Origin of the sequence: Loigolactobacillus bifermentans DSM 20003 (assembly GCF_001434575.1) — a bacterium.
Lineage (GTDB): Bacteria > Bacillota > Bacilli > Lactobacillales > Lactobacillaceae > Loigolactobacillus > Loigolactobacillus bifermentans.
The window spans coordinates 1-289 of sequence record NZ_AZDA01000068.1; the positions used below are offsets into that span (position 1 = coordinate 1).

1 pseudogene is annotated in these 289 nt (G+C 47.1%); it reads right to left on the reverse strand.

Going from position 1 to position 289, the window contains the following annotated elements:
* Positions 1–289, reverse strand: a pseudogene (locus FC07_RS15620) (IS3 family transposase); the annotation flags it as partial.

A 289-nucleotide genomic window follows, 5' to 3' on the forward strand; every position in this document is an offset into this window, starting at 1 on the left:
GCTGCAGTGGTTGAAGTTCCAGATTCAATTCATGGTGGATCTTCATAACACCGTATCGCTGCTTAAATTCCGCAAAGATCCGCAGAATCCGTTGTTTCAAGCCCGCATCTTCGGCCCGGCGTTTTGAAGGTTTGGGGGATCGATAACGATAATACTGAGCTCTGGAAACACCGAGGATTCGGCACATCTTGGTTACCTGGTGGTGATGGCTTTCTTGGTGAATGTAATCAAAGATATTGGTTACTTCTGCGCAAGGAAGCCCAGGGCTTTTTTTAGGATTTCGTTCTCC